The sequence below is a fragment of the Zavarzinia sp. genome (assembly GCF_041650655.1).
In the GTDB taxonomy this organism is placed as follows: Bacteria; Pseudomonadota; Alphaproteobacteria; order Zavarziniales; family Zavarziniaceae; genus Zavarzinia.
Window position 1 is genome coordinate 1 of sequence record NZ_JBAZKR010000181.1, and the last position, 4495, is coordinate 4495.

Annotated in this window: 3 protein-coding genes; 1 reads left to right on the forward strand and 2 read right to left on the reverse strand. The window is 68.0% G+C overall.

From position 1 onward, the window contains the following. Positions 1 to 298, reverse strand: a 298-nt coding sequence (locus WC493_RS21730) for a chorismate mutase (RefSeq protein WP_373068456.1), incomplete at its 3' end; no start/stop codon positions are given. A 9-nt stretch (positions 299 to 307) separates the two neighbouring features. Beyond that, positions 308 to 2134 carry a single-stranded-DNA-specific exonuclease RecJ gene (recJ, locus tag WC493_RS21735; protein ID WP_373068458.1) on the reverse strand — a complete coding sequence of 609 codons (1827 nt, stop codon included), beginning with the start codon at positions 2132 to 2134 and terminating at the stop codon, positions 308 to 310. Between the two features lie 243 nt (positions 2135 to 2377). On the opposite strand from recJ, the gene WC493_RS21740 reads away from it, so the two are divergent. Next, positions 2378 to 4495 (forward strand): adenosylcobalamin-dependent ribonucleoside-diphosphate reductase (locus WC493_RS21740; protein WP_373068460.1); only part of this gene is annotated, 2118 nt, incomplete at its 3' end.

The window sequence follows — 4495 nt, forward strand, 5'->3', positions numbered from 1 at the left end:
GGGCACCGTCCCAGACGGTGAATTCATGGGCGATGAAGCGCTCCATCATGTCGCGGTAGATCGCCTCGATCAGGTCGGGGTCGGCGCCATTGACGGCCGCGGCGGCGCGGACCTTGGTCACGACGTCCTCGATCCGGGCCTCGTCGCGCACGATGTCGCGGCTCGGCTTGATGTGGCCGGCGTCGATGATGCGCTGTTCCCGCTCGGCCAGCAGGCGGACGATCTCGCGGTCGAGGCGATCGACCTCGGCGCGGACTTCTTCCATCGTGCTGCAGCGAATGATGGTGCGGTCTGTCATGGCGCGATCCTAACCGGGGACGGCGTCCGCCGCATCCTCCACGAAGAGGCGAAGCCTCTCCCGCCCCTGCCAGACTTCGGACCGCAGGTGGCCGACGACATGAATGGGCTGCCCGCCCGCCGCCGCGGCCGCCAGGGCTTCGACCACCGCGCCGTCGCCCGAGCGGAAGGCGACGGCATCGGCCGAACGCCCGGCCGAATCGGACAGGCGAAGGCGCAGATGGCCCCGCCCCATGGGCGCCGAATAGGAAATGCGGACCGAGGGCACGACGAATCGGGGCTCCGGATTGCCCTGGCCGAAGGGGGCCACCTGGGAGAGCCGGCGCACCAAGTCGGGGCCGAGACCGCCGAGACCGACGGCGGCGTCGATCTTCACCCCGTCCGACGCCAGGGCCTGTTCGACCAGGTGCTCGAAACGATTCGACCAGAAGGCTTCGAGTTCTTCGAGCCGGCCCACATCGACCGTGATGCCGGCCGCCATGGCATGGCCGCCGCCCTCCTCGATCAGGCCGACGGCGCGGGCGGCGGCGACCGCGGCGCCGAGGTCGACACCGGGAATCGAACGGCCGGAACCCTTGGCCCGTCCGTCGCCCAAGATCGAGAGCACGAAACAGGGCCGGCGATAGCGTTCCTTGAGCCGGCTCGCCACGATGCCGACGACCCCGGGGTGCCAGCCGGCACCGGCGACGAGCACCAGGGCGCCCGGCCCGTTGCCGCCCGCCAGCCGGGCTTCGACAGCCTCGACCGCGGCCGCCTCGACCTCCTTCTCGATCGCCTGGCGCTCGCGGTTCAGGGCGTCGAGGCGGAGCGCGATGGCGGCGACCATGTCCAAATCGTCGGACGAGAGCAGTTGCGCGCCGAGGTCCGCCTGGCCGACCCGCCCGCCGGCATTGACCCGGGGGCCGAGCAGATAGCCGAGGTGATAGGCGGTCGGCGCCGTATCGACCCGCGCCACGTCCATCAGTGCCGCCAGGCCCGGATTGCCCCGCCCCGCCATGACCTTGAGCCCCTGAGCGACGAAGGTGCGGTTCAAGCCCTTGAGCGGCACCACGTCCGCCACGGTGCCGAGCGCCACGAGATCCAGGAGCGCCATCAGGTCCGGCTCGCACCGGCCCTGCTTCGCGAAATAGCCGGAAGCCCGCAGCCGGCGGTTCAAGGCGACCACCAGCAGGAAGGTGACGCCGACCGCGGCCAAATGGCCGAGGCCGGCGCTGTCGTCCAGCCGGTTCGGGTTGACCAGGGCGGCCACCTCGGGCAGCAGCGGTTCCGCCTGGTGATGGTCGGCCACTACCACTTCGAGGCCGGCCGCGCGGGCGGCGGCGAAAGGCCGATAGGCGAGCGTGCCGCAATCGACCGCGACCACCAGCTTCACCCCTTCGGCCGCCAGGGCTTCGAGCGCCGGGATGTTGGGGCCATAGCCTTCGCGCTGGCGGTCCGGGACATAGAGGCGGAGATCGACGCCGAGACCGGCGAAATAGCGGATCAGCACGGCGGCCGAGGTGGCGCCGTCGACGTCGTAGTCGCCGAAGACGGCGATCGCCTCGCCCCGCGCCACCGCTTCGGCGAGACGCGCAGCCGCCGTCTCCATATCCTTGAGACAGGCCGGATCCGGCATGTCGGCTTTCAGGCTCGGATTGAGGAAACGGTCGACGGTATCGAGCGTGACGCCGCGGCCGAGCAGCACCCGCGCCGTCACCGGGTCGAGCCCGGTCGCCTGCGCCAAGGCCAGGGCCGGCCGCTCGTCCTCGACGCGCCAGCGCCAGGCGCGGCTGTTCCACGAACGGGCGACACCGAGTGCGAAGGACCCGGCTTCGGCCATGGAAGAATCGACGGTCATGGCCGCATACTAGCGCCACTGCCGAGGGCCGATGGCCTTGATTCTGTGTGCGGCGCATCCGCAAGCACAAAATCTAGACCTCAAAGAAATTTTATCCCTTCCGACTCGTGGCAGCCCGGCCCTACAGTTTGTGCCCAGCCACGGATGACCGCCTACCTATAGCGGTTCCAAAGATAAGACGTGGCGGGGGCGACGGGCCGCCGGCCCGCCGACGGGCAGCAAGGCAGATCGGGGACAGCGATAATGCGGATCGAGCGGCGATTCACGACCGAAGGCAATTCTCCCTACGCGGGGATCGAGTTCACCCAGGTTTCGAGCGAGATCCGCAATCCCGACGGTTCAGTGGTCTTCAAGCTGGCCGACATGGAAGTGCCTGCCGGCTGGAGCCAGGTCGCGACCGACATCCTGGCCCAGAAATATTTCCGCAAGGCCGGTATCCCCGCCCGCCTGAAAAAGGTCGAGGAGAACACGGTTCCCTCGTGGCTGTGGCGTTCGACCGCCGATCTCGAAGCCCTCGCCCAGCTCCCCGAGGCCGAGCGTTACGGTGACGAGCGGACCGCGACCCAGGTGTTCGACCGCCTGGCCGGCACCTGGACCTATTGGGGCTGGAAGTCGGGCATGTTCGACTCCGAAGCCGACGCTCTCGCCTTCCGCGACGAGCTCGCCTTCATGCTGGCGACCCAGATGTGCGCGCCCAATTCGCCGCAGTGGTTCAACACCGGCTTGCATTGGGCCTATGGCATCGACGGCCCGGCCCAGGGCCATTTCTATGTCGACGAGAAGACCGGCCTCGTGGCCCGTTCGACCTCGGCCTACGAACGGCCGCAGCCGCACGCCTGCTTCATCCAGGGGATCGAGGACGATCTGGTGAACGAAGGCGGCATCATGGATCTGTGGATCCGTGAGGCGCGGCTGTTCAAATACGGTTCCGGCACCGGCACCAATTTCTCGCGCCTGCGCGCCGAGAACGAGCGCCTGGCGGGCGGCGGCAAGTCGTCCGGCCTGATGTCCTTCCTGAAGATCGGCGACCGCGCCGCCGGCGCCATCAAGTCGGGCGGCACCACCCGCCGCGCCGCCAAGATGGTGGTGGTCGACATCGACCATCCGGATATCGAGCAGTTCATCGACTGGAAGGTGATCGAGGAGCAGAAGGTGGCCGCCCTGGTGGCCGGCTCCAAGCTCGCCGAGCAGCACATGAATGCCGTGCTCGCCGCCTGCAACGAGAGCACGCTCGAAGGCGATGCCCGTTTCGAGCCCAAGGAGAACGCCACCCTGAAGCAGGCGCTCCGGGCCGCACGCAAGGCGATGATCCCGGACAATTACCTGCAGCGGGCGATCCAGTTCGCGCGCCAGGGCTACAAGGACCTGGAATTCCGCGTCTATGACACCGACTGGGATTCGGATGCCTATCTGACCGTCTCGGGCCAGAATTCCAACAATTCGGTGCGCGTCACCGACGAATTCCTGGAAGCCGTGCTGGCCGACAAGGAATGGAAGCTCACCTATCGCACCAACGGCAAGACCGCCAAGACGGTGAAGGCCAAGGAGCTGTGGGAGAAGATCGGCCTCGCCGCCTGGCAGTGCGCCGACCCGGGCATCCAGTACCATTCGACCATCAACGACTGGCACACCTGCTCGAACTCGGGCCCGATCCGCGCCTCCAACCCGTGCTCGGAATATATGTTCCTGGACGACACGGCGTGCAATCTGGCCTCGCTCAACCTGCTGACCTTCCGGCGCGATGACGGCAGCTTCGACGTCGCCGGCTTCGAACACAGCGTCCGCCTGTGGACCATCGTGCTCGAAATCTCGGTCACCATGGCGCAGTTCCCCTCGCCCCGGATCGCCGAACTGTCCTATCGCTACCGGACGCTGGGCCTCGGCTTCGCCAATATCGGCGGCTATCTGATGGCCTCGGGCCTGTCCTATGACTCGGACGAGGGCCGCGCCATCGCCGGTGCCGTTTCCGCGGTGATGACCGGCGTCGCCTATGCGACCTCGGCCGAGATGGCGCGCGAACTGGGCGCCTTCCCGGGCTTCGCCGAGAACCGGGTGCCGATGCTCCGCGTCATCCGCAACCACCGCCGGGCCGCTCACGGCTTCTCGGCCGGCTACGAGGGGCTGAACACTCTCCCCGTCGCCCTCGACCACGCCAATATCCGCGAAGCCGACCTGGCGACTGCCGCCAAGCGTGCCTGGGACCGCGCCCTCGAGCTCGGCGAAGCCCATGGCTACCGCAATGCCCAGGCGACCGTGATCGCCCCGACCGGCACCATCGGCCTGGTGATGGATTGCGACACCACCGGGATCGAGCCCGACTTCGCCCTGGTGAAGTTCAAGAAGCTGGCCGGCGGCGGCTAC